Origin of the sequence: Achromobacter sp. MFA1 R4 (assembly GCF_900156745.1) — a bacterium.
GTDB lineage: Bacteria > Pseudomonadota > Gammaproteobacteria > Burkholderiales > Burkholderiaceae_B > Achromobacter.
Genome location: NZ_LT707065.1, coordinates 4,476,337 through 4,502,046 on the forward strand (window position 1 = coordinate 4,476,337; position 25,710 = coordinate 4,502,046).

The 25,710-nt window shown below is 68.9% G+C and carries 27 protein-coding genes; 12 read left to right on the forward strand and 15 right to left on the reverse strand.

Annotation, left to right across the window (positions count from 1 at the left end; genetic code table 11):
- The first annotated feature begins 36 nt into the window (after positions 1-36).
- Positions 37-1,692, forward strand: coding sequence for a cyclohexanecarboxylate-CoA ligase (gene aliA, locus BXA00_RS20505; RefSeq protein WP_076520267.1), 1,656 nt, complete (start codon positions 37-39; stop codon positions 1,690-1,692).
- On the opposite strand, the gene BXA00_RS20510 is transcribed toward aliA, so the two are convergent.
- Together BXA00_RS20510 and BXA00_RS20515 are read right to left on the reverse strand one after the other, a co-directional pair.
- A complete protein-coding gene (locus BXA00_RS20510; protein ID WP_076520268.1) occupies positions 1,689-2,438 on the reverse strand; it encodes an ABC transporter substrate-binding protein in 750 nt (249 codons plus the stop codon). The two genes, aliA and BXA00_RS20510, sit on opposite strands and share 4 nt — an antisense overlap.
- A gap of 81 nt (positions 2,439-2,519) precedes the next feature.
- On the reverse strand, positions 2,520-2,945 hold the full coding sequence (locus BXA00_RS20515; protein WP_076520269.1) for a copper resistance protein NlpE: 426 nt from the start codon (positions 2,943-2,945) through the stop codon (positions 2,520-2,522).
- 201 nt (positions 2,946-3,146) lie between these two features.
- Here BXA00_RS20515 and BXA00_RS20520 point away from each other — a divergent pair, with 201 nt between their 5' ends.
- The 6 genes from BXA00_RS20520 (at position 3,147) to BXA00_RS20545 (ending at position 6,764) form a co-directional block, all read left to right on the forward strand.
- Entirely contained in the window at positions 3,147-3,620 is a 474-nt protein-coding gene (locus BXA00_RS20520) for an OsmC family protein (RefSeq protein ID WP_076520270.1), read from the forward strand.
- Positions 3,621-3,701: 81 nt separating this feature from the next.
- Entirely contained in the window at positions 3,702-3,926 is a 225-nt protein-coding gene (locus BXA00_RS20525; protein WP_076520271.1) for a DUF3820 family protein, read from the forward strand.
- A 154-nt stretch (positions 3,927-4,080) separates the two neighbouring features.
- Complete coding sequence (locus tag BXA00_RS20530; protein ID WP_076520272.1) at positions 4,081-4,398, forward strand: hypothetical protein; 318 nt, start codon at positions 4,081-4,083, stop codon at positions 4,396-4,398.
- A gap of 74 nt (positions 4,399-4,472) precedes the next feature.
- Entirely contained in the window at positions 4,473-5,726 is a 1,254-nt protein-coding gene (locus BXA00_RS20535; protein ID WP_076520273.1) for an Hsp70 family protein, read from the forward strand.
- 93 nt (positions 5,727-5,819) lie between these two features.
- The gene (locus BXA00_RS20540; protein WP_076520274.1) at positions 5,820-6,407 is read left to right on the forward strand and encodes an NUDIX domain-containing protein; all 588 of its coding nucleotides are present in this window, start codon (positions 5,820-5,822) and stop codon (positions 6,405-6,407) included.
- 24 nt (positions 6,408-6,431) lie between these two features.
- Complete coding sequence (locus BXA00_RS20545) at positions 6,432-6,764, forward strand: 2Fe-2S iron-sulfur cluster-binding protein (RefSeq protein ID WP_076520275.1); 333 nt, start codon at positions 6,432-6,434, stop codon at positions 6,762-6,764.
- Here BXA00_RS20545 and BXA00_RS20550 read toward each other — a convergent pair.
- From BXA00_RS20550 to BXA00_RS20580, 7 genes are all read right to left on the reverse strand, one after another.
- Positions 6,745-7,137 carry a hypothetical protein gene (locus BXA00_RS20550; protein ID WP_076520276.1) on the reverse strand — a complete coding sequence of 131 codons (393 nt, stop codon included), beginning with the start codon at positions 7,135-7,137 and terminating at the stop codon, positions 6,745-6,747. The genes BXA00_RS20545 and BXA00_RS20550 overlap by 20 nt on opposite strands.
- 25 nt (positions 7,138-7,162) lie before the next feature.
- Positions 7,163-7,864: a thioredoxin family protein gene (locus tag BXA00_RS20555; protein ID WP_083714451.1), complete on the reverse strand. Its 702-nt coding sequence runs from the start codon at positions 7,862-7,864 to the stop codon at positions 7,163-7,165.
- A 107-nt stretch (positions 7,865-7,971) separates the two neighbouring features.
- On the reverse strand, positions 7,972-8,421 hold the full coding sequence (locus tag BXA00_RS20560) for an SRPBCC domain-containing protein (RefSeq protein WP_076520278.1): 450 nt from the start codon (positions 8,419-8,421) through the stop codon (positions 7,972-7,974).
- Positions 8,322-8,759 carry a helix-turn-helix transcriptional regulator gene (locus BXA00_RS20565; protein WP_076520279.1) on the reverse strand — a complete coding sequence of 146 codons (438 nt, stop codon included), beginning with the start codon at positions 8,757-8,759 and terminating at the stop codon, positions 8,322-8,324. Before BXA00_RS20565 ends, BXA00_RS20560 begins: the two co-directional genes overlap by 100 nt.
- Before the next feature lie 83 nt (positions 8,760-8,842).
- Entirely contained in the window at positions 8,843-10,012 is a 1,170-nt protein-coding gene (locus BXA00_RS20570) for a hypothetical protein (protein WP_076520280.1), read from the reverse strand.
- Positions 10,013-10,026: 14 nt separating this feature from the next.
- The gene (locus BXA00_RS20575) at positions 10,027-10,755 is read right to left on the reverse strand and encodes a helix-turn-helix domain-containing protein (protein ID WP_076520281.1); all 729 of its coding nucleotides are present in this window, start codon (positions 10,753-10,755) and stop codon (positions 10,027-10,029) included.
- A 97-nt stretch (positions 10,756-10,852) separates the two neighbouring features.
- Positions 10,853-11,287 carry a gamma-glutamylcyclotransferase gene (locus BXA00_RS20580; RefSeq protein ID WP_076520282.1) on the reverse strand — a complete coding sequence of 145 codons (435 nt, stop codon included), beginning with the start codon at positions 11,285-11,287 and terminating at the stop codon, positions 10,853-10,855.
- A 139-nt stretch (positions 11,288-11,426) separates the two neighbouring features.
- Between BXA00_RS20580 and clpB the strand changes: the two genes are divergently transcribed.
- On the forward strand, positions 11,427-14,033 hold the full coding sequence (gene clpB, locus BXA00_RS20585; RefSeq protein ID WP_076520283.1) for an ATP-dependent chaperone ClpB: 2,607 nt from the start codon (positions 11,427-11,429) through the stop codon (positions 14,031-14,033).
- 120 nt (positions 14,034-14,153) lie between these two features.
- Here the strand turns inward: clpB and BXA00_RS20590 are convergent, their stop codons facing one another.
- On the reverse strand, positions 14,154-15,815 hold the full coding sequence (locus tag BXA00_RS20590) for an S-layer protein (RefSeq protein WP_076520284.1): 1,662 nt from the start codon (positions 15,813-15,815) through the stop codon (positions 14,154-14,156).
- A gap of 106 nt (positions 15,816-15,921) precedes the next feature.
- Positions 15,922-16,569 carry a TetR/AcrR family transcriptional regulator gene (locus BXA00_RS20595; RefSeq protein WP_076522034.1) on the reverse strand — a complete coding sequence of 216 codons (648 nt, stop codon included), beginning with the start codon at positions 16,567-16,569 and terminating at the stop codon, positions 15,922-15,924.
- Positions 16,570-16,732: 163 nt separating this feature from the next.
- Between BXA00_RS20595 and BXA00_RS20600 the strand changes: the two genes are divergently transcribed.
- Together BXA00_RS20600 and BXA00_RS20605 are read left to right on the forward strand one after the other, a co-directional pair.
- A complete protein-coding gene (locus BXA00_RS20600) occupies positions 16,733-17,944 on the forward strand; it encodes a Tm-1-like ATP-binding domain-containing protein (RefSeq protein WP_076520285.1) in 1,212 nt (403 codons plus the stop codon).
- 11 nt (positions 17,945-17,955) lie between these two features.
- Positions 17,956-18,786, forward strand: a complete 831-nt coding sequence (locus tag BXA00_RS20605; protein WP_076520286.1) for a phosphoenolpyruvate hydrolase family protein — start codon at positions 17,956-17,958, stop codon at positions 18,784-18,786.
- Between the two features lie 61 nt (positions 18,787-18,847).
- On the opposite strand, the gene BXA00_RS20610 is transcribed toward BXA00_RS20605, so the two are convergent.
- On the reverse strand, positions 18,848-19,813 hold the full coding sequence (locus tag BXA00_RS20610) for a LysR family transcriptional regulator (RefSeq protein WP_076522035.1): 966 nt from the start codon (positions 19,811-19,813) through the stop codon (positions 18,848-18,850).
- Positions 19,814-19,902: 89 nt separating this feature from the next.
- On the opposite strand from BXA00_RS20610, the gene BXA00_RS20615 reads away from it, so the two are divergent.
- Complete coding sequence (locus BXA00_RS20615) at positions 19,903-21,360, forward strand: amidohydrolase family protein (RefSeq protein WP_076520287.1); 1,458 nt, start codon at positions 19,903-19,905, stop codon at positions 21,358-21,360.
- 29 nt (positions 21,361-21,389) lie between these two features.
- Complete coding sequence (locus BXA00_RS20620; protein ID WP_076520288.1) at positions 21,390-22,349, forward strand: tripartite tricarboxylate transporter substrate binding protein BugE; 960 nt, start codon at positions 21,390-21,392, stop codon at positions 22,347-22,349.
- A gap of 94 nt (positions 22,350-22,443) precedes the next feature.
- Here the strand turns inward: BXA00_RS20620 and BXA00_RS20625 are convergent, their stop codons facing one another.
- From BXA00_RS20625 to BXA00_RS20635, 3 genes are read right to left on the reverse strand one after another with little or no spacing between them, the layout of a single operon-like run.
- On the reverse strand, positions 22,444-23,820 hold the full coding sequence (locus BXA00_RS20625) for a sulfite reductase subunit alpha (protein WP_076520289.1): 1,377 nt from the start codon (positions 23,818-23,820) through the stop codon (positions 22,444-22,446).
- 6 nt (positions 23,821-23,826) lie between these two features.
- On the reverse strand, positions 23,827-24,855 hold the full coding sequence (locus BXA00_RS20630) for an FAD:protein FMN transferase (RefSeq protein WP_083714295.1): 1,029 nt from the start codon (positions 24,853-24,855) through the stop codon (positions 23,827-23,829).
- A 15-nt stretch (positions 24,856-24,870) separates the two neighbouring features.
- Positions 24,871-25,671, reverse strand: a complete 801-nt coding sequence (locus BXA00_RS20635; protein ID WP_076520290.1) for a DUF4198 domain-containing protein — start codon at positions 25,669-25,671, stop codon at positions 24,871-24,873.
- Between the last annotated feature and the right edge of the window lie 39 nt (positions 25,672-25,710).

Here is a 25,710-nt window from a genome sequence, read left to right on the forward strand (position 1 = left end):
GACAGCGGACATCACAACCATAAGGGAGACGTAGCCATGGAATTCGACGCCGTACTGATTGCGCCGCGCCGGGCCGAGAGCATCGCGCGCGGCTGGTGGCCGGACCGCACGATCAACGATCTGCTGGACGATTACGCGGCGTCGCGGCCGGAGAAGATTGCGTTGACCGCGGTGCAGGCAGAACAGGGCGTGGCAAGGCAGTTCACCAGCCGCGAGCTGGCGTCGCTGGCCGATCGGGTGGCCGTCGGGCTGGCGCGCCTGGGCGTGGGGCGGGGAGACGTGGTGGCCTGCCAGTTGCCGAACGGCTGGCAGTTCGTTGTCACGTACCTGGCGTGTTCGCGCATCGGCGCGGTCATGAATCCGCTGATGCACATCTTCCGACAGCGCGAGCTGTCGTTCATGCTGCATCACAGCGAAGCCCGCGTGCTCCTCATTCCGGATCGCTTTCGCGGTTTCGATTACCCCGGCATGGTCGAGGGCCTGCGCGCGGCCGTGCCCGCGCTGGAACATGTGATCGTTGTGGGCGGCGCGGGGCCCGACAGCTTCGAGGCCCGGCTGAGCGACCCGGCCTGGGAGCGCGAGCCGGACGCGCGCGCCATCCTGACCCGTTCCCGGCCCGGTCCGGACGACGTCACGCAGCTCATGTACACGTCGGGCACCACAGGCGAGCCCAAGGGCGTGATGCACACCGCCAACACGTGCCTGTCTAACATCGCCGCCTATGCCGAGCGCCTGCGCCTGGGGCCGGACGACGTGGTGCTGATGGGTTCGCCCATGGCGCACCAGACCGGCTTCATGTACGGGCTGATGATGCCTTTCTACCTTCAGGCCAGCGCCGTGACGCTGGATATCTGGAACGCGGCGACGGCCGCGCGGCTGATGCGCGAGCACGGCGTCACCTTCAGCATGGCCTCCACCCCCTTCCTGACCGACATCGCGCGCGAGGTGGCGCAGTCGGGTAATCCGGTGCCGACGCTGCGCACCTTTCTGTGCGCGGGCGCGCCGATACCGGGACCCCTGGTTGAACAGGCAAGCCGCACGCTGGGCGCCAAGATCATTTCGGCCTGGGGCATGACCGAGAACGGCGCGGTCACGCTGACGCTGCCGGAGGACGCGGACGAGCGCGCCTGCACCACCGACGGCCGGCCGCTGCCCGGGGTGGAGATCAAGGTCACGGACGCGTCGGGGACTGTGCTGCCGGCGGGCCAGGAAGGTTGCCTGTGGTTGAGATCCGCTTCCAACTTCGGCGGCTACCTGAAGCGGCCGCAGCTCAACGCGACGGACGCCGACGGCTGGTTCGACACGGGCGACATGGCGCGCATCGATGCGGACGGGTATCTGCGCATCACGGGCCGCAGCAAGGACGTCATCATCCGCGGGGGCGAGAACATCCCCGTGGTGGAGATCGAAGCGCTGCTGTATCGGCATCCGGCGGTGGAAAGCGCCGCCATCGTCGCCTATCCCGATGAGCGGCTGGGCGAGCGGGCGTGCGCCGTCGTCACGTTGAAGCGCGGCCAGCAACTGGAGCTGGCCGCACTGGTGGGCTTTCTGAAGGGGCTTGGCGTCGCGGTTCAGTACATTCCGGAACGCCTGGAGATCCGGGACGCCTTGCCCACGACGCCCAGCGGGAAGGTGCAGAAGTTCCGGCTGCGCCAGATGTTGGCTGACGCCTCGCCTGCAGCGGGGGGCTAGGCCTTCGCCTCAGCCTCTAGCGGCGCCACGGCGGCGCCCTGGATCTTGTGGCGCGCCAACGCATCGGCGACGAAGCCCGACTGCTTCATGGCCTCGACAAACGCCGACAGGTAGGCGCTGGCCTTGACGCCGCGGCGCTTGGGCACGCCCATGGCCTGGCGGATCAGCATGAAATGGCCGTCCAGGAGGCGCAGTCCGCCAAGCCGCCGGGCATCCGCTTCGAGCTGCTGTTTCACGCCCGCGGCCACTTCCATGTTTTCCTGCAGGAAGGTGTCGACCACGGCGGGCGACGTGGGGGCGCGGAAGATCTCGGCCTGCTTGAGTTCGCGGGTCAGATACAGGTCATAGGCGCTGCCCTTGCCTACGACGACGCGCTGGCCCTTGCTGTCGACCTCGTCCCGGCTCTTGATGGGCGAATCCTCGCGCACCAGGTAGGCGCCCTCGATCACGACATACGGCGCGGTGAAGGCGATCTGCTCGCCGCGCAGCGGGTCGATCGCGAAAAAGCCCACGTCCGCCTGCTCCGCCGCGACGGCGTTGACGGACTCGCCGGCGGATTTGAACACGACAAGTTCCAGCTTCACGTCCAGACGGCGCGCAAGCTCCGTGGCCAGGTCGACCGACACGCCGCCGGGCTGGCCGGTGGCGGGATCGGTGTTGGCAAGGATGGGGTTGCCCAGGTTGATGGACGCGCGCAGCACGCCCGTGGGAGCAAAGGCGGAGAGCATTTCGGATTCGGTCTTCATGGCTTCCTTGCTGGAGGGGACGCGCCGCCGGGCGCGGTCGATGCCAGAGGATAGCGCCAAAGCCCCCTGCGGTGCGATGGCCTATTGGGCGCGGCGCAGGATGTATTGCCCGGCGAGCGGGCCGGTGGGGCGCGTGCCGTCGCGGTAGAGCATCGTGACCTGGTTCTCGCCGACGAAGAAACGCTGGCTGTCGCCCGCCGCGTCGAGCCGGATCGTGCTGCCGTCAGACTCCCAGCTGAAGGTGCCGGTCACGATCTCCGGTTCGGGCTGGCGGTCCAGGTATTGGGTCAGCTTTTCGTATCGGCCGTCCTTCATGAGCGTCAGGCGCATGCGGATGCCCGGGCAATCGGCGCAGGGCAGGGTGCCGTCGTAGCTGCCCTCCCAGTCCAGGGAGTTGCGCGCGGTGTGATTGTCCACGGGCACCGAGCGGGCGGTGATGGGCTTGGACGGGGCGCAGCCGGCAAGCAACGCAAGACTCAGGGTGCAGGTCAGGGTGGTTTTCATCATGGCGAGCTCCTCTGTGGCGGGTGATTGGCGGCTAGACGCGTATCCACGATACGGACAGTAACCGGGGCGTGCTGAAACGGGATGTAAGGCGACGACGCCACGCCAACCGCTACCGCGCGCTCCGCGCCTGCGCTAAGCTCGGCCTGCTTTGCGCGCACAGGGCGGCATGGGGCCGCCGGCGCGCCGACTGGGACGACAGGCATGAAGGGCGAACACCAATACACCGTTACCGTGGACTGGACCGGCAATACCGGCGCCGGCACGTCCGGCTACGCGGCCTATTCCCGCGACCACCTCATCCAGTCCGCGGGCAAGCCCGATGTGCCGGGGTCATCGGACCCGGCGTTCCGAGGCGACCCGTCGCGCTGGAACCCCGAGGACATGCTGGTGGCCTCGCTCTCGGCCTGCCACAAGCTCTGGTATCTGCACCTGTGCGCGGTCGAGGGCGTGACGGTCGAGGCATACCGCGACGAAGCGCAGGGCGTGATGATCGAAGACCCCGAGCGCGGCGGCGCATTTTCGCAGGTCACGCTGCGGCCCCAGGTCACGATCCGCGCTGGCGACGACGTCGCGCTGGCGGAAAAACTGCACGAACGCGCGCATCATTTCTGCTTCATCGCCAACTCGGTGAATTTCCCGGTGCGGTGCGAGCCGCGCATTGGGACGGTGGGATGAGCGCATGGAATTCCCCATGACCTCCGCCCTCATCATCGACGTCCAACGCGCGCTGTTCGAAACCTCGCCGCGGTGAATGCGATGGATCCGGAACTGCTTTCCCTGCTGGTGACCCGCGAGATGCCCTTCGGCAAGTACAAGGGGCGGCTGATCGCCGATCTGCCGGGGGCCTATCTGGCGTGGTTCGCGCGCAAGGGATTTCCGCCCGGTGAACTGGGGCGCCTGCTGGCCCTCATGCTTGAACTGGACCACAACGGCCTGTCTTCGCTGCTGGATCCGCTGCGCAAGACCCCGCGCCGGCGCTGATCTGCGTCCCGGAAACGGCAGGAAACATCTGGCGCGCCTCATGTAGCGTCTTGGCACGACGCCGCGGGGCGGCTGGGGCTACCATAAGCGGCGCGCCCTGGGGCCGGCCGTCGGCCCGCCGCCCGGGGCGCCGTCTTATCGAACGGAGGTCGCCATGCAAAAACGCCACATCACCGCTTTCCTCCTTGCCGCCCTGTGCGCGGCGGGCGCCGCGCAGGCCCAGAACGCCGCGCCCGCCACGCAGGAAATGCAGTTCCCCTCCCGCGAGGGCAGCCTGTCGCCGCCATCGACGCTGCGCATGACCGTGACGCCGGAGACCCCGCCGGTGGTGATCCGCGACACGCCGGCCAGCCAGGCCGAGTTCCAGCGCTGCCGCCAGGTGTCGGACCGGGCCGCGGTGTCCAACGCGCAGATGCAGGCCGGCGTGGAGCAATGCCTGCGGGAACTGGAGCAGCGCCGCCAGCAGCAATAGCCCCGGGGAAGACCGGGCGCGGGGCCGAAGCGGGTACACTTGTGCGCCGTTTTGCTTTCAGCGCCTGAATTCCCATGATTCCCACCGCCTGCGGCGTCGACTTCGGCACCTCCAATTCCACCGTCGGCTGGAGCCGTCCCGACCAACACGCGCTCCTGGCGCTGGAAGACGGCAAGACCACTTTGCCGTCGGCCATCTTCTTTCACGACGAGGACGCCGAGGTCAGCTATGGCCGCGCGGCTATCTCCGACTATCTGGCGGGCTATGACGGCCGCCTGATGCGCTCGATGAAGAGCCTCCTGGGCAGTTCGCTCATCGACGGTTCGACGGAAGTGCAGGGCCGCTCGATCCCGTTCCGCGTGCTGCTCACGCGCTTCATCGCCGAATTGAAGGCGCGCGCCGAGACGGCCGCCGGGCGTGGCTTTACCCGCGCCGTGCTGGGCCGGCCGGTATTCTTCGTGGACGACAACCCGGCTGCGGACCAGACCGCCCAGGACACGCTGGAAGAGATCGCGCGCAGCGTGGGATTCACCGACATCGAGTTCCAGTTCGAGCCGCTCGCGGCCGCATTCGACTACGAGTCGCAGATCCGCCGCGAGGAACTGGTGCTGGTGATCGACATCGGCGGGGGGACGTCGGACTTCTCGCTGATCCGCCTGGGGCCGGACCGCGCGGCCAAGCCCGACCGCCGCGACGACATCCTGGCCTACGGCGGCGTGCACATCGGCGGGGTGGATTTCGACAAGCAATTGAGCCTGGCGCACGTCATGCCGCTGCTGGGGCTGGGCAGCCAGTTGCGCAGCGGCAAGGATGTGCCGTCGACCCAGTACGGCAACCTGGCCTGCTGGCACACCATCAACCAGGCCTATACGCGCAAGGCGGCCGAACACTTCGCCTATATCCGCGCCGAGGCCGGCGACCGCCAGAAGATCGACCTGCTGCTGAACCTGGTCAAGGAGCGGGCAGGGCATTGGGTGGCGGTGCAAGTGGAAGAAGCCAAGATCGCGCTGTCGGACGCGCCGGCCGCGCGCATCGATCTGTCGCGCGTCGCGCCCGAGCTAAGCGTGGAGGTGACGCGCCCGTCTTTCGACGCCTGCGTGGGGCGATTGATCGACAAAGTCGAGACGACCGTGGGCCAGCTTCTGCGCGACGCGGGGGTGTCGACGGCGGACGTGGATACCGTGTTTTTCACGGGCGGCTCCAGCCGCGTACTGCGCCTGCGCGAAAGCGTGTCCCGGCTGGTGCCCGAGGCGCGCAGCGTCGAGGGCGATCTCTTCGGCAGCATCGGCGCCGGCCTGGCGCTGGACGCGGCGCGAAAGTTCGGCTGATCGGGGTCGGCTGCGCGGCGTTCGGCGGGCCGATGGTAAGCTCGCAGGCGTGCCCGCGCCGGCCCCGCGCATACCCCTGATCCAGACGTCCTCATGACCCGCCCAACCGATACCCATCTCGTCGAAACGCTGCTGAGCAGCGAGGCGCCGTACGACGGCAGCTTCCTGAAGATCCGCCGCGACACCGTCAGCCTGCCCAACGGCCACACCGGCATCCGCGAATACGTGGTGCATCCGGGCGCGGTGGTGGTCATCCCGCTGCTGGACGACGGACGGGTCCTGCTCGAACGCCAGTTCCGCTATCCCATCGGCCGCGTGATGACCGAATTCCCCGCGGGCAAGCTCGATCCGGGCGAGGACCCGCTGGTGTGCGCCAAGCGCGAGCTGCTCGAGGAAACGGGCTACACCGCCGGCCAGTGGGCCCATGCGGGCGCCTTGCACCTGGCCATCGCCTATTCCACCGAAATCATCCACATTTTCTTTGCGCGCGGCCTGCGGGCGGGAGAGCGCCAGCTCGACCAGGACGAGTTCCTGGACGTGATCAGCACGCGGCCCGAAGATTTGGTCCAGGCTTGCGGCAAAGGCGAGGTCACCGACGCCAAGACGCTGACTTGCGTGCTGTGGATGCAGAACGTGCTGTCCGGCGCCTGGAAGCTGGACTGGCAGGACCACGCCGCCTGAGCGGCGCGCGCCGACACGACGGCCATGGCTTCCCATCCCGTGCTCATCCAGCCGTCCGGCCTGCGCTTTGACGCGCCGGCGGGCACGTCGGTGCTGATGGCGGCGCAGGCGGCTGGGATCAAGTTGCCCAGCTCGTGCCGCAATGGCACGTGCCGGGCCTGCATGTGCCTGATGCTGGAGGGTTCCGTGGCGTACGCCATCGAATGGCCCGGCCTGTCGCGCGACGAGAAGGAAGAAGGCTGGATCCTGCCGTGCGTGGCGCAGGCCACGGGCGCGCTGGAAATCCAGGCGCCGGGCGCCGCGCCCATCGAACCGGCGGCCGCGCCCGTGCGCCCGCTTACCGGCGCCAGGCGCTGAGGGCGCCGACGGGCATCAGGGCGGCCGTCATGCCCGCCACCATGCCCAGCACCATGCCCGCAAAGGGCGACGCGTCCACATTCAGCGCGGTCTGAACGCCCAGGCGCGCACCCAGCACCATTCCGATCGCCATGAGGACGGCGCACAGCGCGCGCTCGCCCAGCCTGGCTTGCGAACCGGGCCAAGGGAGCAGGGCGGCCAACGCCATGGCCGCGGAACTCGCCGGCATCAGCGCGGCATGCCGCCACGCAAGCTGCGCCAGCGTGCCGGGCGCGCCGCATTCGCTGGCCAGCAGCGCGGCGGGCGTGCGCCATGTGTCGACCAGCAGGCCGGCGGCCATCGCGGCCATGCAGGCCAGCCACAGGCTCGCCATGCCCGCGCCCGGCGCAGCCCCGCGCCTAGGCCTGGTGGCGGCACGTACCGTGCGCGGTTTCGCCGTATCGGTCATGGTGGCGCACCCAGTCGCGCACATCGAAGTACGGGCCGTTTTCGTTGCGGCCCAGCGGCGCGATGTCCAGGTAGTTGTAGGCCCCGGACAGCCGCTCCACGCCGCGTTCGAAGGCCGAGTAGGTGTGGAAGATCTCGCCGTCCGGGTCGCGGAAGAAGACGCTGGCGCCGGGGCGTTCTTCCACGGCGCCGTCCGCCTGCGCCACGGACGCCTGGAAGTCAAAGTTGAAATCGCTGCGCTCGGACGAATACCAGTCGAACTCCCAGCCCATGCGCTGCTTGAAGGCCGCCAGCCTGGCCTGCGGGGCGCGCGATATGGCGACCACCGAGACGTCATGGTGGCGCAGGTGCATCAGCGCGCTGTCCAGGTGATCGGCCAGAAACGAGCAGCCCACGCAGCCGTCCTCCCAATCGGGGCTGAACATGAAGTGATAGACGATGAGCTGGCTGCGCCCCTGGAAGAGGTCCGCCAGGCCTTGGGGGCCGTGCGCGCCGTCGAAGGTGTAGGCCTTGTCCATCCTGACCCAGGGCAGGGCCATGCGCGAGCGCGTCAGCGCGTCCTCGGCGCGGGTCAGTTCTTTCTCGCGCCGCAGCAGCGCGTCGCGCGCGAGAGTCCATTCGTGGCGGGATACGACGGGATGATCGGTTTGCATCATACGGCTCCTTTGCGTGTCGGGCCCGGGGCCCGGATAGGCGCGAACGGCGGACGCGTCAGGCCCGCATGCGAGGCCGGCGACGGACCCGCCTTTCACGGCCGGTGTCAGTCCGCGCTTGCCAGGTGCTCTGCCAGGCGGTCCATGGCGCCCGACCAGCCGTCCTCGTGGCCGTCGCGCGTGGCCTCGTCGACGAATGGGGCCTGCAGGAAGGCGAGCGCCGTGCCCGTCCCGTCGACCGTGAATTCCAAGGTGATCAGCGACACTTCCTGCGGCGTGTCGCGCCAGGCCCAGGTGAACACCAGGCGGCGATGGCGCTCCACTTCCTGATAGCGGCCGCTGGCGTAGTGTTCACCGCCGTCCGCGGTGACGAAACCCACCTGGTAGGCGCCGCCCACGCTGACGTCGGTCTCGGCCAGCAGCACGCGCTGGGTGCCCGCCGGACCGAACCAGCGCATCAGCGCTTGCGGGTCGGTCCAGGCGCGCCAGACACGCTCGACGGGGGCGTCGAACCGTCGCTGGAGCCGCAGTTCGAGGGGGGAGATTCGGTTTTCCATGGGTGGACTTCCTCTTCGTGATAGAGATACCGCGCCAGTGAATCCAGTTGTCCTGTCCAGAACTTTTCGTAGCGGGCGAGCCAATCGGCGGCGGCGCGCATGGGTTCGGCCGACAAGGTGCAGCTCACGACCCTGCCATCCTTGGCCCGGGCGATGAGGCCGGCCGCTTCCAGCACCCGCAGGTGCTTCATGAACGCGGGCAGCGACATCGCGTGGGGCTGGGCCAGCGCGCTGACCGACGCCGACCCCCGTTCCAGGTCCGCCAGCACCCGGCGCCGCGTGCCGTCCGCCAGCGCGGAAAAGATGGCATCCAGCCTGTCGTCATTTAACTTAACCATAAGGTTAACTTTTAGGCCTGCAGCGAGCGGGTGTCAAGCCGGCAGGCTCCGGAGTTTCCCTAGGTAATGGTATGGCGGCGGCGCTACTTGCCGCGCGGCTTGATGATGTCGCAGGCCGCGGCCGCGCTGCCAGCCTCGGCGTCTTCGCCCAGCAGCGCCCGCACCCCGCAGATCGACCCGAACATGCGCTTGCCGTCGTGGCCGACGCCGCCAACCTCGAAGCTGGTGTGGCGCAGCGCGACCGGCTTGGCGCCGCGCGCCGCCAGCACGTGCTCGTACTGCACGTAGCCCGTGCCCCGGGCCAGGCGCGTCGCGCCCTGGGCTTCGGCGCCGCAGGCCTTGTCCAGCAGCCGGTGCTCCGGGTTGTTGTCGGCGCCGCCCAGCAGGTAGACCACGTCGCGCGCCGCGTAGCGCACGAAGAGCCGCGAATCGTCGGTCTCCCGCGCGTAGGCGGGCAGCTTGTCCGTGCCGTATTTGTACTGGTTGTAGGTGGGGCAAATGCCGCGTTCGTAGCGGGCGTAGCCCTTGCCGTCGGGCCGCGGCCGTTCGTTGGTCAGGTACAGGTAGGAGGACGGATTGGCGATGACATAGCGCAGCGCCAGCCCGTCGCGGCGCAGCGATCCGTCCACGTTGTTCAGCACCGCGTAGCGATGCACGAGCTGCGCGCCCGCGGAATGTCCGGCCAGCACCAGGCCGGCCAGGGCAGGCAGGCGCTTGCGGTCGTCCAGGCTGCGCAGCAGGTCGTCGAGCACCTGGAACGAGCTGACCGGCGCGGGCCGGCCGGCGGCCTGGACGCTGTCTTCGCCGTCTTCCCAACTGGCCTTGCGCCAGGCCGCCATGCCGGCGAATCCGGAGTCGATCGCGCCCGAAAAGCGCGGGGCGAGCACGAGCGTATCGCGTGCGCGGGCGGGATTGGCGGCGACCAGGGCCGCGGCGGTCTCGAAATATTGGTCGGCGTCGCGCTTGACGCCGTGGATGACGATAAGCACCTGCCGGATGCCGCGCAGGTCGTCCTTGGCGAGGTCCCGGTTGGCGTAGACCGGCATCCTGTAGCGGTGGCCCGGGCGGCCCAGCTCAACCGCCTGCCAGCGCAGGGGCGCCGCGCGCCGGGGCGTGGGCGTGGCCTCGTCGTAGTCGTAGGGATCGGGCAGCGGCACCTGCGCGTGCGCCGCGGCGCACGTCAGCAGGGCAACGATCGACAGGGATGCCGCCCGGGCGGCGCGGGAGAGGAACGCGGCGGGCGCGCGGCGCATGGCGCGGCGGCCGCTCAGCAGCCTTCGTGCCCCAGCAGTTGCTTGAGCGCCGGCAGGTCGAGGATGCGGACTTCGCGCTGGTTGATCTTGATGAGGCCGTCGCGCGCAAAGCGCGAGAACAGGCGGCTCACCGTTTCCAGCGTCAGGCCCAGGAAATTGCCGATTTCTTCGCGGCTCATGCGCAGCACGAATTCGGTGGACGAGTAGCCCAGCGAGGCGTAGCGTTGCGACAGGTTCAGCAGGAAGGCGGCCAGGCGCTGCTCGGAGCGCATCGAGCCCAGCGAGGCCAGCATCTGGTGCGAGCGGGTGATCTCGCGGCTCATGAGGCGGCGGAACTGCTGTTGCAGCGACGGCAGGTGCGAGGCGACGCGGTCGACTTCGTTCAGGCGGATGACGCAGACCTCGGAATCTTCGAGCGCCACGGCGGCCGACACGTGCTTGCCGTCCAGCATGCCGTCCATGCCGACGATTTCGCCCGGCAGGTGAAAGCCGGTGATCTGGATCTGGCCGGTGGCGTCTTCGAGCTGCGTCTTGAGGCTGCCGAAGCGCACGCCATAGACGGCGTCCAGCGGATGATCCAGCGAATAAAGCGTCTTGCCCTTTTCCACGCGGACACGCTCTTTCACCAGTTCGTCCAGCTTTTCGACTTCGGCGGCTGCCATGCCCACGGGAACGCAGACGTGGCCCAGCATGCACGTGGAACAGTGGGCGGCATCAGGGGCAATGGGTACCCGTTTTTGCATACGATGACCTTTAGAGTGCCCATTGCGCGGCGGGCGCCGGAACGGGTGTGGAGCACGAGACAGGCGTCTATTGTAGTCCGTTGTTACTACGGGTGTCTTACCGGGCCTCGGAGCTGGTCTTAGAAAGCCGGTGGGCGATCCAGTCGTCCCCGAGAATATCGACGGCCAAGGCCCGCCACGCGGGGTCGATGGGGTAATACTCGCAGGGCAGCAGCCCGGTGCGGCAGGGGCCTTCCAGGCGGGCGCACACCGTCCGGCGCACGAAGCAGCAGGGCTTGCCGGGCTCGTATTCTTCGATCTCGTCCATCAGCGCGACCAGCGCCGGTTCCACCTGGAATACATCGCCCCGGACGCGCCGGCCATCGTCCACCGGGATGAGGCCGGGCCAGTCGCCAAAATCGACCAGCATGCCGGGCACGGTGGCCGGGCCGACATGGCGGGCCGGCGGCAGTCCCCGCGCAGCGGCGGCCCGGGCGAGGTCGTTGATTTCGCCCGCGCGTAGGGTTCCGTACACAAAAACGTATATGCTCATTGCTTAGTTCGCTGCTGCACGTCGAAGACGACCATGGGGCGGCCGGGGGTGTTGAAATTGTCTCATCCGGCCGCATATTCAGGTTATCGAGCCAGCCGGCACGTATCGGTCAGGCTCCCCACAAGCCACTACGACCACTATGCGATTCGACAAACTCACCACCAAGTTCCAACAAGCGCTGGCCGACGCGCAAAGTCTGGCCGCCCGCAACGACCATCCCTACATCGAACCCATCCACGTGTTGTCCGCCCTGTTGTCGGACGCCGACAGCGGCGCCGGCAGCCTCCTGGCTCGCGCCGGCGTGGCCGTCAACCGGCTTGGCCCGGCGCTGGAAACGGCCCTCAAGGCCCTGCCGCAGGTGCAAGGCGATGACAACGTGCAGGTCGGCCGCGACCTGCAGGGCGTGCTGACCCGGACCGACAAGGAAGCCGCGCGCCGTGGCGACACTTACATCGCCAGCGAGCTCTTCCTTTTGGCCCTGGCCGACGACAAGGGCGAGGCCGGCCGCATCCTGCGCGACGCGGGCCTGCAGAAGAAGGCCCTGGAAGCCGCGATCGACGCCGTGCGCGGCGGCGAGAACGTCTCCGGCGCGGAAGGCGAGGCCAACCGTGAAGCCCTGGCCAAGTACACCTTGGACCTGACCGAGCGCGCCCGCCAGGGCAAGCTGGATCCGGTCATCGGCCGCGACGACGAAATCCGCCGCACCATCCAGATCCTGCAGCGCCGCACCAAGAACAACCCGGTGCTGATCGGCGAGCCCGGCGTCGGCAAGACCGCCATCGTCGAAGGCCTGGCGCAGCGCATCGTCAACGACGAAGTGCCCGAAACCCTGCGCGGCAAGCGCGTGCTGTCCCTGGACCTGGCCGCGCTGCTCGCGGGCGCCAAGTTCCGCGGCGAATTCGAGGAACGCCTGAAGGCCGTGCTCAAGGAGCTGGGCCAGGACGACGGCCGCAACATCGTGTTCATCGACGAACTGCACACCATGGTGGGCGCGGGCAAGGCCGAGGGCGCGATGGACGCGGGCAACATGCTCAAGCCGGCGCTGGCGCGCGGCGAGCTGCACTGCATCGGCGCCACCACGCTGGACGAATACCGCAAGTACATCGAAAAGGACGCGGCGCTGGAGCGGCGCTTCCAGAAGGTGCTGGTCGACGAACCCGACGTGGAATCCACCATCGCCATCCTGCGCGGGCTGCAGGAGCGCTATGAAATCCACCACGGCGTCGAGATCACCGACCCGGCCATCGTGGCCGCGGCGGAACTGTCGCACCGCTACATCACCGACCGCTTCCTGCCGGACAAGGCCATCGACCTCATCGACGAGGCTGGCGCGCGCATCCGCATGGAGATCGACTCCAAGCCGGAAGTGATGGACAAGCTGGACCGCCGCATCATCCAGCTCAAGATCGAGCGCGAGGCGGTCAAGAAGGAGACGGACGACGCCTCCAAGCGCCGCCTGGCCGTCATCGAGGACGAGCTGCAAAAGCTGCAGCGCGAGTACAACGACTTCGAGGAAATCTGGAAGGCCGAGAAGGCCGCGGTGCAGGGCACCCAGGCCATCAAGGAAGAGATCGACAGCGTGCGCGCCGAAATGGCGGAGCTGCAGCGCAAGGGACAGTTCGACAAGCTGGCCGAGCTGCAGTACGGCAAGCTGCCGGATCTTGAAGCGCGCCTGAAGGCCGCCGAAGTGGGCGCCGCCGAAGCCGCGGAGAACGCCGAGGGCGACGAGTCCCGTCCCCGCCTGCTGCGCACGCGCGTCGGCGCCGAGGAAATCGCCGAAGTCGTCTCGCGCGCCACGGGCATTCCCGTGTCCAAGATGATGCAGGGCGAACGCGAAAAGCTGCTGCACATGGAAGAATTCCTGCACAAGCGCGTGGTGGGGCAGGACGAGGCCGTGCGCCTGGTGTCCGACGCCATTCGCCGTTCCCGTGCGGGCCTGGCGGATCCGGCGCGGCCGTATGGCTCGTTCCTCTTCCTGGGCCCGACCGGCGTGGGCAAGACCGAACTCACGCGCGCGCTGGCCGAGTTCCTGTTCGACTCCGAAGAGCACATGATCCGCATCGACATGAGCGAGTTCATGGAGAAGCATTCGGTGGCGCGGCTGATCGGCGCGCCGCCCGGATACGTGGGCTACGAAGAGGGCGGCTACCTGACCGAGGCCGTGCGGCGCAAGCCCTACAGCGTGGTGCTGCTGGACGAAGTCGAAAAGGCGCACCCGGACGTGTTCAACGTGCTGCTGCAAGTGCTCGATGACGGCCGCCTGACCGATGGGCAGGGCCGCACCGTCGACTTCCGCAACACCGTCATCGTCATGACGTCGAACCTGGGGTCGCACCACATCCAGTCCCTGGCGGGGCAGCCTTACGACGTGGTCAAGGAAGTGGTGTGGGACGAGCTCAAGCAGACGCTGCGGCCGGAGTTCCTGAACCGCATCGACGAAGTGGTTGTGTTCCATGGCCTGGAAGCGCAGCACATCGAGTCCATTGCCCGCATCCAGCTTCGCCGCCTGGGCGAACGCCTGGAAAAGCAGGAGATGCGGCTGGAAGTCACGGAGCCGGCGCTGGCGGAACTGGCCCGCTCGGGCTTCGATCCGGTGTTCGGCGCGCGCCCCTTGAAGCGCGCGATCCAGCAGCAGATCGAGAACCCGGTGGCGCGTCTCATCCTCGAAGGCCGGTTCGGACCGCGCGACGTGGTGCCGGTGGATTGGCAGGATGGAAAGTTCGTCTTCACGCGCACGCTGCAGTGATCGGGTTGCGCTGAAGCGTTGCCCTGAACGAAACGCCCGGCTCACACTGCCGGGCGTTTTTTTGCCTGCGCCGCGGCGCGGCAGCGCCGCAAGATGCGACGCCGCCGCGCGTCCGTCAGGTCACTGCTCGACCGTCACGAACACCGGGTTCGAATAGAACCACAGGTCGTTGTAGTTGCGGGCATTGATGGCGTTAAAGCGCGCCACGTTGTCGGCCAGGTCGATCTTTGCGTCCGGCAGCGGTTCGCCCGCCGCGGTTTCGCCGGCCACGGCCACACCAAGGTTGGTGCCGCGCAGGCGCAGGTACTGGCTCTTGTCGGCGGTGATGGTGGTCTTGATGACGTTGTAGCCTTCCTCGTCCACCGTCCAGTCGGCGCTGGTGTAGCGGGCCAGCACGCGCGTCGTGGGGTTGGTGTCGCTTTCGTACGCGGCGGTGCCCGGCTCGGCGCGCCCGGTCACGTCGCCCACGATCAGGTCCACGTGGTGCACGGTGGGCTTCACGTAAGTGGGATTGCCGCTTTCGATCGGGTACTCGTAGTTGTTGCGCTCGGGGCTGCGAAAGCGGATGGTGACTTCCACTTCTTCACCCTTGGCCGCCTTGAGTTCGCCGCCCATGTGCGCCGCGCCTGCCGCGCCCCTGGCCTGGAAGTCCAGCGCGTCGATCAGGTCGCCGAACACGCCGAACATGCGGCCGCTCTTCAGGCCCGCCGCCACGGCGGCCATGTCGTCGCCGTCCTTCCAGACGTGCGTCTTGGCGTATTCGCCGGGCGCGTAGCCGCTGCTGTACAGACCCGAGGCCGTGCGGAAGTGGTAGTCCGAGTCGGCCACGTTCCAGATGCGGCGGCCTTCGCCCAGCAGCGCGTCCCAGGTGCCGCCCAGGTGCGCGACCAGGTAGTCGGCGCCGCCGTAGGTGCGGTTGGGCAGGAAGGCGTTGGTGTAGGCGGTGGCGTAGCCGCCGCGGTCCGGCTCCATCTGGTTGCCCACCATGCCCTCGATCGCGAAGAACACGGTCGGGGCCAGGTCGTGCATTTCGCGCAGTTGGGCAACGGTGTACTTGCCCGCATAGCGCGACGGGTGGTTCAGCAGCATGTAGCTGTCGGGATGCTTGTCGCGCAGCCACTTCAGCGCGGCCAGCGAGTCGGCGTGCGTGGTGTAGGCGCGCGTTTCACCGGACAGGCGCGAGACCAGCAGCGGGTCGAACAGGTTGGGATCGCGGTTGGTGAAAAGGTATTCGAACTCGGCCACGGCCTCCAGCGACTTGGCCGACTGCGGATCGTCGTAGCCAATGCCGATGTTCACGTGATCGTGCGTGGGCATGTCCCATTCGAACGACGAGAAGATGATCTTGCCGGCATAGCGGCCCGCAGCCTGCGCCTGCTTGATGTAGGGCACTTCGTACTGCGCCATGCCTTGCGAGAACGGGATCGATCCGCCCGCCAGGTTCACGCCGGTGTGGTCGCGTGCGGACAGGCGCAGGTGATTCGAAATCGCGGCCCAGTCCAGCTTGTAGCGGTCGAACGCCTGGTCCAACGCGCTTTCCAGGCTGACCTGCGCGTCGTCCGACTGGTAGGTGTGCACGTGCAGGTCGCCCGTGGACCACGCGCCGGTCTCGACCGGCTTGGGCTGCTCTTCGGGCGGCGTGGGGTCGGTCACCACTGGCGGCGCGGGATCGGGCGCGACCTCGTCGTCGTCATCGCTGCCGCCGCAGGCGCTCAACAAGGTGACGCAAGCCAGCGACAAGGGCATGATGGCCCGCCGCAAGCGGGATACTTCGAACTGCATCTGCAACACTCCAACGTCATGGCGGCATGCAACACGCAATGCCGCGAAGGGCGCAACTATGCAGACGGGCAATGACGGGGGAATGACAGCGCAGCGCGCCGGGCAACTATTTCTTTTTCGGCGCGGCCTCGGCCAGGGCCTGCTTGATGATGGCGTTGGCGGTCCAGCGCACCACGTCGGTGACCTCGGGCAGATCGAGCTTCCAGATGTCCTTGAGCACCAGGAACACTTCGGTGCCGTAGACCAGCGACAGCGCCTGCGCCACACGGTCCTGTTGCGCCGGCGTGAGGTCGGCGGCCAGTGGCGCGATGGCGCGCTTCAGGATGTCGACGCGGTGGCCGCGCACCAGCCTGGGTTCGGCGCCGCCCTTGCCGGCGCTGGCCTGCGCGTGCTGCTGCAAGGAAACCAGGATGGCGGCGCGCAGCGGGGCCTCGTGGGCTTCCAGTCGGGGATAGGCAAAGCGCAGCAGTTCATCGACGCGCGCGGCGGCGTCGGGCGCATCGGAGTCCCACGCCAGGATGGGGCCCAGGCTTTCGTCGACCACGGCGGCGATCAGCGCGCTCTGGCTGGGAAAGTAGCGGTACGCCGTGGCCCGCGACACCTGCGCGTGTTCGGCCAGTTCCGCGACCGAGGGCGTGACGCCCTGCGCCATCAATCGATGGGCGGCGTCGAGCAGCGTCTTGCGCATGCGGGCGCGCGGCCCGTGCGGCGGTTCGCCGCTGGCGGCCGCCTGCGGGCTGGCGGGGGCGATCAGCCGTGTGCCGGCGGCCGGGGCGGGCGCCTTTTCTGCAGGCGTGCGGGTTTGACGTGAGACAGGCGTCTCAGTATGATTCTTTCGTCTCATTTCTGTAGATTCTACGGGCCTTTGGCCCCACATATCGAGGCGCGCACGCAGTGTAGCCGCCCGCGGAGGAGTCATGACGCATACCAGGCAGCGGGTGTTTGTCGCCGCAACCTACGACACCAAGGGCCAAGAGGCCGAGTACGTGGTGGACCTGCTTCGGCGCGAGGGGCTGGACGTGGTGTCGGTGGACGTGTCGACCTCGGCCGCGCCCAGCGCGGCGCAGGTGTCGGCGCAGGAGGTGGCCCGGAGCCACCCCGAGGGCGCCGGCGCGGTCTTCACCGGCGACCGCGGCACCGCCATCGCGGCGATGGCCCTGGCGTTCGAGCGCTACACGGCCAAGAACCCGGAAATCGGCGCCTTGCTGGGCCTGGGCGGCTCGGGCGGCACCGCGCTTATCACGCCCGCCATGCGGGCGCTGCCCATCGGCACGCCAAAGGTGATGGTGTCCACCATGGCCTCGGGCAACGTCGCCCCTTATGTGGGCCCGTCGGACATCGCCATGATGTACTCCGTGACCGACGTGGCGGGGCTGAACCGCATTTCGCGCCGCGTCCTGGCCAATGCGGCCGGCGCGATCGGCGGCGCGTTCCGGCAGGCCCAGGCCGCTGCCGACCACGATGACCGGCCCGCGGTGGGCGTCACCATGTTCGGCGTCACCACCGCCTGCGTGCAGCAGGTTGCGCCGCTGCTGGAATCGCGCTTTGACTGCCTGGTCTTTCACGCCACGGGCACGGGCGGCCAGTCCATGGAAAAGCTGCTGGACAGCCGCCTGCTGGCCGGCGTGCTGGACCTGACCACCACCGAAGTCTGCGACTTCCTGTTCGGCGGCGTGCTGGCCTGCACCGACGACCGCTTCGGCGCGGTGGCGCGCACCGGCGCGCCCTACGTCGGGTCGTGCGGCGCGCTGGACATGGTGAACTTCGGCGCGATGGACACCGTGCCCGAGCGCTACCGCGGCCGGCGGTTCTATCCCCACAACCCCCAGGTCACGCTGATGCGCACGACCATCGAGGAAAACGCCCGCCAGGGCGAATGGATCGCCGACCGGTTGAACCGCTGCGACGGGCCGGTGCGCTTTTTGATCCCCGAGGGCGGCGTGTCCGCGCTGGATGCGCCAGGCCAGGCGTTCTGGGACCCAGAGGCCGACGCCGCGCTGTTCGCCGCGCTGGAGGCCAATCTGCGCCAGACGGCCGACCGCCGGCTGATCCGCGTGCCCTGCCATATCAACGACCCCCTGTTCGCCAGGACGGCGGTCGACCACTTTCTTGAAATTGCCGCACATTGAGGATTGCCGCCATGCCGCGTTTTGACCGTCACGAACTGCTGGACACGTTCCGCGCCATGGTGCGCGCCCGCACGCCCATTGTGGGCGGGGGCGCGGGCACCGGGCTGTCGGCCAAGTGCGAGGAAGCGGGCGGCATCGACCTCATCGTGATCTACAACTCGGGCCGCTACCGCATGGCAGGCCGCGGTTCGCTGGCGGGCCTGCTGGCCTACGGCAATGCGAACGAGATCGTCGTGGACATGGGCCGCGAAGTCCTGCCGGTGGTCAAGAAGACGCCGGTGCTGGCCGGCGTGAACGGCACCGACCCCTTCTGCGACTTCGACGTGTTCCTGGACGACCTGAAGCGGCAGGGCTTTGCCGGGGTGCAGAACTTTCCCACAGTGGGGCTCATCGACGGCAATTTCCGCGCCAATCTGGAAGAGACGGGCATGGGCTACGCGCTGGAAGTCGACATGATCCGGCTGGCGCACCAGAAGGACATGCTGACGACGCCGTACGTCTTCAATGAGGACGACGCCGTGGCCATGGCGCAGGCCGGCGCGGACCTCATCGTCGCGCACATGGGGCTGACCACCGGCGGCTCCATCGGCGCGGAGACGGCCCTGACCCTGGACGACTGCGTGCGCGCGATCGACCGCATCGCCGAGGCGGCGCTGGCGGTGCGCCCGGACATCATCGTGCTGTGTCATGGCGGCCCGATCGCCACGCCGGCCGATGCCGCCCACGTGCTGCGCGCGTGCAGGCATTGCCATGGCTTCTACGGCGCCAGCTCCATGGAGCGCCTGCCGACCGAGCAGGCGCTGACCGCCGCCACGCGCGAATTCAAGAACCTGACCTTCTGACCCTGTCGCCGAAGTGCCTGTTCGCGCGACACCGATCAGCTCGGTGGTGACGCCCGCACGCCTAGTGCTTCTGCCGCGCAGCGGGCAGGCGGCGGCAGCCTGCGGGCAGTTGGGCCGTGCGCAGGTAGTCGTGGATGGATGCGATCAATGCCTGCGCGGCCGGGCTCAACGGATATTCCTTGTTGCGAATGATGCATAGCGTGCGCACCACCGTGGGCCGCGCCAGCAGCGCGTAGGCCAGGCCCGGCTCCATCACACGTTGCGCGGCCAGCGCCGGCAGCACGGCCACGCCCATGCCGGCCTTGACCAGCGCCGCTTGCGACGTCGTGCTCGACGCTTCATAGAAGGGCGTTGCCGCCTCGATCGGCAGATCGGCGCGGGCGCGCAGCAGCGCCATGATGCCCGTTTCATCCACCACGCCCACCAGCTTGCGGCCGGTCAGGTCGGACCAGCGCATGGCGCCGTCACGTCCTGGGCGCAGGGTGGCGTCGTCCTGCCGGTAGAGCACACCGAAGCGGTCTTCCAGCAGGGCGTCGAAGTGCAGGCCGGGGGCGTCGGCCCAGCGGCTGGTCAGGCCGAAATCGACCTCGCGCGCAGCCACCTTGCGTTGGATGCGGCCGGAGTTGTCGTCGCTGAGATAAAGCCGCACCGCCGGATAGTGCGCTGCGAACACAGCGGCAGCCGGCGCGATGAGCTGCGTGATGGCCGACGGCGCCGCCGCCACGCCCACGCGGCCGCGCTCCAGCGCGCCAAAGCGCACCACGTCCTCGATCACGCCGTCAAAGTCCGCCAGCAGCCGCATGACGCGCGGCAGGAATTCCTCGCCGGCCGGCGTCAGCAGCACGCGCCGGCTGGTGCGGGCAAAGAGCTGGGTGCCCAGCCCGTCTTCAAGCTGGCGCACCAGACTGGTGACCGACGATTGCGTCTGGAACAGGCGCTTGGCGGCATGCGTGAAGCTGGACTCCTGGGCCACCGCGACAAAGGCGGTCAGGTGCTTCAAGGTGACGTGCTTGGGCAGGCGATGCATTTCAAAACGCGATAGATGGATCAATAAAAACAATTTTTCCAGATTGATCCCGCGGACGATACTAGGGCCTTCATCAAGGCAGGAACACCATGCAGGGGACTTTGGATCTGATCATCGAAGGCGGCTGGCTCATCGACGGGCTGGGCGGCCCGCGGCGGCGCGCCGACGTGGGCGTGGCGGGCGAACGCATCGCGGCCATCGGCGACCTGTCAGCCGTGGCCGCGGTCAGGCGCGTGAACGCGGCCGGCAAGATCGTGGCGCCCGGCTTCATTGACGTGCACGGCCACGACGATCTGATGTTCGTGGAAAAGCCGGATCTGGCTTGGAAGACCAGCCAGGGCATCACCTCGGTCGTCGTGGGCAATTGCGGCGTCAGCGGCGCGCCCGCGCCGCTGGCGGGCAACACCGCCGCCGCGTTGGCGCTATTGGGCGAGACGCCGCTCTTTGCCAGCATGACGCATTATTTCGCCGAGCTGCGCGAGCGTCAGCCGGTCATCAACGTAGCCGCGCTGGTGGGCCACGCGAACCTGCGCCTTGCCGCGATGCGCGATCCGGCGGCGCAGCCCACGCCGGATGAACAAGCGGCCATGCAGCAGATGCTGGCCGACGCGCTGGACGCGGGCGCCGTGGGCTTCAGCACAGGACTTGCCTATCAGCCGGGAGGGGTGGCGCAACCGCCGGAACTGGAGGGCCTGGCCCGCGTGGCGGCGGCGCGCGGCGCGATGCACACCAGCCATATCCGCAACGAAGGCGACGACGTCGAGGCGGCCGTCGACGAGGTGCTGGCCATCGGCCGCGCCACCGGCTGTGCCACCGTGCTGTCGCATCACAAATGCATGATGCCGCGCAACTGGGGCAAGAGCGCCGCCACGCTGGCCAACGTCGACCGCGCCCGCGCCGAAGGCGTGGACGTGGCGCTGGACATCTATCCCTATCCGGGCAGCTCCACCATCCTGATCCCGGAACGCGCCGAGACGATCGACGACATCCGCATCACATGGTCCACGCCGCATCCCGAGTGCAATGGCGAGTACCTGAGCGACATCGCGGCCCGCTGGGGCTGCGACAAGACCACGGCGGCCGAGCGGCTGTGCCCGGCGGGCGCCATCTACTTCGCCATGGACGAGAACGAAGTGCGCCGCATCTTCCAGCACGAGTGCTGCATGGTGGGCTCGGACGGGCTGCCCAACGACGCGCATCCGCACCCCCGGCTGTGGGGCAGCTTCACGCGGGTGCTGGGCCGCTATGTGCGCGAAGCCCGGCTCGTGACCCTGGAGGCGGCGGTGGCCAAGATGACGGCCTTGCCCGCGCGCGTCTTCGGACTGGCGGACCGCGGCCAGATCAGCGTGGGCGCGTGGGCCGACATCGTGGTGTTCGATGCCGACACGGTCGTGGACCGCGCCACCTGGGAAGCGCCGACGCTGGCTTCGGCCGGCGTGGAACACGTGCTGGTCAATGGCACGCCCGTATTCCCGGCCGCCGCGGACATGCCGCGACCCGGCAGGATTCTTCGCCGCGTCGGGGACGCGGCGCCACCCCTTCGATAACAACAGCAATTTCCAGGAGATCCCCCATCATGTTCCGCAAGACTTTCGCCGCCCTGGCGCTGGCCGCCGCGCTGCCGGCCGCCCACGCCGCCTTTCCCGACCGGCCCATCACCCTGATCGTGCCGTTCCCGGCGGGCGGTCCCACCGACATCGTCGGCCGTGTGGCCGCCGCCAAGGCGGGCGAGATCCTGGGCCAGCAGATCGTGGTGGAGAACCGCACGGGCGCTTCGGGCACGATCGGCATGACGGCCACCGCCCGCGCCAAGCCGGACGGCTACACCGTGGGCCTGGCCACCGTCAGCACGCACGGCACGGCCCCGCACCTGTTCCCCAACCTGGCCTACGACCCGGTCAAGGATTTCACGCCCATCAGCAACCTGGTGACCAGCCCCAACATTCTCAGCGTGAACCCGGGCTTTCCGGCCAAGACGCTGGCCGAGTTCGTGACCTACGTGCGCGCCAATCCCGGCAAGGACGGGTACGCGAACGCTGGCGCGGGCGGCGTGAACGACCTGGGCATGATCTGGTTTCTGCAGATCATCGGCGGCAAGATGAACAGCATTTCGTATCGCGGCTCGGCGCCCGCGCTGACCGATACGGTGGGCGGCGTGGTGCCGGTGATTTTCGACAACTTCCCGTCGTCGCTGCCCTACGTCAGGAGCAACCACCTGAAGGCGCTGGCGATCACCGGCACGGCGCGCAATCCGCGCCTGCCGGACGTGCCGACCTTCGCTGAACAGGGCTACAAGGATTACGACGTGACGGCCTGGTACGGCGTGGTGGGTCCGGCCGACATGCCGGCCGATGTGCGAGACAAGCTGGCGGACGCCTTCGCGCGCGCCGTGCGCGATCCGGCCACCGCGGCCAAGATGGAAGAGACGGGCGCTTTCCCGCTGGGCAACACGCCGGCGCAGTTCGGCGAGCAGATCCGCACCGAGCGCGACCGATGGAAGGCGGTGATCGAGAAGGCGCAGATCAAGCTGCAGTGATCCCCGCGGCCGCCGCCATGCGGCATTGATCCGGCCGGATCGATCCGCCTGCCCGCGCCGGCGCGCCCGTGCGCCGCGTCGCGGGCATGTTCTTTCAGTACACGTCGCGCCGATAGCGGCCGGCTTGCTGCAGGTCCTGCAGACGCTGGGCGCCCAGGATGTCCTGCAGGGCTTCGTCCACGCCGCCCGCCATGCCTTGCAGGCTGCCGCACACATACACGGCGGCGCCCGCGTCCACCCAGGCACGCACGGCGTGCGCCTGTTCGCGCAGGCAATCCTGGACGTAGCGGCGCTCGGCCTGGTCGCGCGAAAAGACGGTGTCCACGCGCTCCAGCGTGCCGTCTTGCCGCCACTGCGCGATGTCCTCCCCGCAGAACGCGTCGCAGGCGGCATTGCGTTCGCCAAAGATCAGCCAGTTGCGGCGATGGCCGGCGGCGCGGCGCGCCTTGATCAGGGCGCGCAGGCCGGCAAGGCCGGTGCCGTTGCCGACCAGAATCATCGGGCGGTCGTCCGCGGGCGCGTGGAAATTGCGGTTGGCGCGCACGCGCAGCGCGATCTCGTCGCCGGGCTGCGCGATGTGCGTGAGCCAGCCGCTGCCCAGGCCCAGCGCGCCGTCCGGGCCGCGCATCTGGCGCACCAGGAGCTGGATGCCGCCATCTTCGGGCAGCGAGGCGATGGAGTATTCGCGATGCGCCTGCAAGGCGCCGCCGCGTTCACGCCGGGGGCCGATCTCGGCGATGTCGCCGGCCTGCCACGGGCGCGAGCCTTCGGCAGGCGGCGTCAGTGTGATCAGGAGGCAGGGGCCGCCCTGGCTGCCGGGATTCAGCAGGGTCCTGTCCGCCAGCCGCCAGGATTCGTAGACCGGCGCCTCCCAGTCGGGCAGGTCGCTGCGGCCGGCCAACAGGCCCAGGTGGTGCTGCCAATGGCGCAGCGCGGCCGGGTCGCCGTTGTCGACCTCGACCAGATCGAAGAGCGGCGCCGCGCCTTGCGCGTGCAGCCAGTGGTCCAGATGACGGCCGAAACCGCAGAAGTGCGCGTATTCGCTGTCGCCCAGCGCCAGCACCGCGTACTGCGCGCGCGCCAGCAAGGTGCCGGCGGGGATCTGCTGCATCTGCCCGGCAAAGGCCGCCGCCGCATCCGGCGGATCGCCTTCGCCGTAGGTGCTGACGACGAACAGCATGCGCCGGTAGTCGGCGAGGCGCGCGGCGTCGATCTGGTCCAGCGCGGCGACGCGCACCGTCAGGCCGCCGGCCCGCAGGGATTGCGCGGTCTGCGCGGCCAGGGCTTCGGCGTAGCCGGTCTGGCTGGCGTAGGCCACCAGCAGCGCGTCGTCGGGGGCGGGCGCGTCCAGGGCCTGCTGCGCGAGGGCATGCTGCGCCTGCTGCAGCCGCGCGCGGCGCCAGGCCCACAGGCACAGCAGCGCCCAGGTCAGCACCACGCACGCCGCCGCGATCAATCGGGGTTGGGACATAAGGGGTCAGCGCGCGAGCGCCAGGGTTTCGAACGGCGGGGTGGCGACCACGCGCCAGGCGTCGCGCTCGCGCACGATGAACAGCGCGGCGAGCGCATGGCGGCGGGCATAGGCCAGCCCCTCGGCCTCGCCCAGCACCGTCAGCGCGGTGGCCAGCGCGTCGGCCTGCATGCAGACCGGATGCAGCACCGTGACCGACGCCAGGGCATTGCGCACGGGGTGGCCGGTGCGCGGATCGATCGTGTGGGCGTAGCGCGCATCGCCGTCGCCGGCATGGCGCCGGTAGTCGCCCGACGTGGCGATGCTGCAGTCGGCCAGCGGCAGGGCCAGGGCGTGGGCGTCGCTGGCGTCGGGTACCTCTATGGCCACGCGCCAGGGCTGCCCGTCCGGGCGCCTGCCGCGGGCGCGCAGTTCGCCGCCCACTTCGACGAGGTAGTCCGTGATGCCCAGCGCATCGAGGGCCATCGCGGCGCGGTCCACGCCGTAGCCCTTGGCGATGGAGGACAGGTCCAGGTAAGTGCCGCCGGCCTGGTAGGCGGCCTGGCGGTCTTCGTCCAGCCGCACGCGCCGCCAGCCGCAGCGGTCGCGGGCGGCCTGGATGGCGGCGGCGGAGGGCGGTTCATGCGCGCGCTGGTGCGGCCCGAAGCCCCAGGCGTTGACCAGCGGACCCACCGTGGGATCGTAGGCGCCGCCGCAGTCCTCGGCCAGCCGCAGCGCGTGGCGCAGCACATGGAAGAAACCGTCCGGAAGCGCTTGCCAGCCGGGCCCGGCGCGGTTGTAGCGCGTGATGTCCGAGTCCGCTTCCCAGGTGCTCATCTGCGTGACCACCTCGTCGACCGCGGTCTGGATGGCCAGCCGCGCCGTCGCTTCGGCGACGCCGGCCGGCAAGGCCATGCGCGCGGACCAGGTCGTGCCCATGGTTGCGCCGGCCAGCGCGGCGGCCTGCGCGGCCGGGCGCGCAGGCATGGCGCCATAGCCGACGCGCACGGCCGGGGCGGCCGCGCCGCGCGGAGCGTAGGAAGGGGATGTGGCCACGCGTGCGCCTGCGGTTCAGGGTTGCAGCACTTCCACGGTGCCGGCGTACGACAGGCGGCGTTTCTTGGCCTGCGGCACGCTGACCTTGGCGTCTTCCATGCCGGCCTCGATCCAGTACAGGCCGGGCTGCGGCCACTTCACCGAGAACTTGCCGTCCTGGTCGGTCTTGAGCGCGATCTCGCCGACCTTGTCGCGATAGCGGCTGCCGCCGGGCACGACGTTCACCTCCAGGTCCGCGGCGGGCTTGCCGTCCAGCAGCATCTGGAACGTGGCGGCTTCGTCGGTGAACAGGTCGTTCGGGTGCGTCACGGGCGCCAGCTCCAGGCCGCGGCTCACGGGCTTGACGGCCGATGGCTTGCCGGCCGTCACGAAGGTCTCGACGCGGCCCAGGCTCTGCGAGATTTCCAGTTCGTCCGCCTTGGCGGGCACGGCCTGCGCCAGGCCTTCGGCCTTGCCGAAGTAGCGCTTGTTCTTGCCGTCTTCCTTCCAGCGGGCGAACACGCCGTCGTTGACCACGGCCACGCGGTAGGTGCCGCTCTGCTTGAGCTGCAGGTCGAACGTGCTGCGCAGCTTGCCGCGGTTGACGTTCTCGGCCTCGGCGGCGGAGCCGTCCGGCGCGGTCACGGTCAGGCCGTCCAGGCGCAGCGGGGCGTGGTTGAAGTAGAACTTGTCGTTGCCGACGGCGGCATCCACGGTGATCCAGCTATCGGCGCCCGACAGCACCGTCGAGGACGGCACCATCCAGACGTCATGCGCATGGGCGGCAAAGGGCAGGCTCAGCGCGAGGGCGGCGGCCAGTTTGGCGGCGGATTTCATCGTTGCGTTCCTAAAGGACTGAATGACTGAAGGACTGAA

Excerpts from the sequence above, each read along its gene's own strand:
- BXA00_RS20580 (WP_076520282.1), bottom strand. The coding sequence starts at position 11,287 with ATGAGCATATACGTTTTTGTGTACGGAACCCTACGCGCGGGCGAAATC.
- BXA00_RS20625 (WP_076520289.1), bottom strand. The coding sequence starts at position 23,820 with ATGTCCCAACCCCGATTGATCGCGGCGGCGTGCGTGGTGCTGACCTGG.
- BXA00_RS20600 (WP_076520285.1), top strand. The coding sequence starts at position 16,733 with ATGACGCATACCAGGCAGCGGGTGTTTGTCGCCGCAACCTACGACACC.
- BXA00_RS20570 (WP_076520280.1), bottom strand. The coding sequence starts at position 10,012 with ATGCGCCGCGCGCCCGCCGCGTTCCTCTCCCGCGCCGCCCGGGCGGCA.
- BXA00_RS20535 (WP_076520273.1), top strand. The coding sequence starts at position 4,473 with ATGATTCCCACCGCCTGCGGCGTCGACTTCGGCACCTCCAATTCCACC.
- BXA00_RS20550 (WP_076520276.1), bottom strand. The coding sequence starts at position 7,137 with ATGGCGAGCCTGTGGCTGGCCTGCATGGCCGCGATGGCCGCCGGCCTG.
- BXA00_RS20530 (WP_076520272.1), top strand. The coding sequence starts at position 4,081 with ATGCAAAAACGCCACATCACCGCTTTCCTCCTTGCCGCCCTGTGCGCG.
- BXA00_RS20605 (WP_076520286.1), top strand. The coding sequence starts at position 17,956 with ATGCCGCGTTTTGACCGTCACGAACTGCTGGACACGTTCCGCGCCATG.
- clpB (WP_076520283.1), top strand. The coding sequence starts at position 11,427 with ATGCGATTCGACAAACTCACCACCAAGTTCCAACAAGCGCTGGCCGAC.
- BXA00_RS20610 (WP_076522035.1), bottom strand. The coding sequence starts at position 19,813 with ATGCATCGCCTGCCCAAGCACGTCACCTTGAAGCACCTGACCGCCTTT.
- BXA00_RS20520 (WP_076520270.1), top strand. The coding sequence starts at position 3,147 with ATGAAGGGCGAACACCAATACACCGTTACCGTGGACTGGACCGGCAAT.
- BXA00_RS20510 (WP_076520268.1), bottom strand. The coding sequence starts at position 2,438 with ATGAAGACCGAATCCGAAATGCTCTCCGCCTTTGCTCCCACGGGCGTG.
- aliA (WP_076520267.1), top strand. The coding sequence starts at position 37 with ATGGAATTCGACGCCGTACTGATTGCGCCGCGCCGGGCCGAGAGCATC.
- BXA00_RS20575 (WP_076520281.1), bottom strand. The coding sequence starts at position 10,755 with ATGCAAAAACGGGTACCCATTGCCCCTGATGCCGCCCACTGTTCCACG.
- BXA00_RS20615 (WP_076520287.1), top strand. The coding sequence starts at position 19,903 with ATGCAGGGGACTTTGGATCTGATCATCGAAGGCGGCTGGCTCATCGAC.
- BXA00_RS20540 (WP_076520274.1), top strand. The coding sequence starts at position 5,820 with ATGACCCGCCCAACCGATACCCATCTCGTCGAAACGCTGCTGAGCAGC.
- BXA00_RS20555 (WP_083714451.1), bottom strand. The coding sequence starts at position 7,864 with ATGCAAACCGATCATCCCGTCGTATCCCGCCACGAATGGACTCTCGCG.
- BXA00_RS20565 (WP_076520279.1), bottom strand. The coding sequence starts at position 8,759 with ATGGTTAAGTTAAATGACGACAGGCTGGATGCCATCTTTTCCGCGCTG.
- BXA00_RS20560 (WP_076520278.1), bottom strand. The coding sequence starts at position 8,421 with ATGGAAAACCGAATCTCCCCCCTCGAACTGCGGCTCCAGCGACGGTTC.
- BXA00_RS20545 (WP_076520275.1), top strand. The coding sequence starts at position 6,432 with ATGGCTTCCCATCCCGTGCTCATCCAGCCGTCCGGCCTGCGCTTTGAC.
- BXA00_RS20525 (WP_076520271.1), top strand. The coding sequence starts at position 3,702 with ATGGATCCGGAACTGCTTTCCCTGCTGGTGACCCGCGAGATGCCCTTC.
- BXA00_RS20620 (WP_076520288.1), top strand. The coding sequence starts at position 21,390 with ATGTTCCGCAAGACTTTCGCCGCCCTGGCGCTGGCCGCCGCGCTGCCG.
- BXA00_RS20635 (WP_076520290.1), bottom strand. The coding sequence starts at position 25,671 with ATGAAATCCGCCGCCAAACTGGCCGCCGCCCTCGCGCTGAGCCTGCCC.
- BXA00_RS20590 (WP_076520284.1), bottom strand. The coding sequence starts at position 15,815 with ATGCAGTTCGAAGTATCCCGCTTGCGGCGGGCCATCATGCCCTTGTCG.
- BXA00_RS20515 (WP_076520269.1), bottom strand. The coding sequence starts at position 2,945 with ATGATGAAAACCACCCTGACCTGCACCCTGAGTCTTGCGTTGCTTGCC.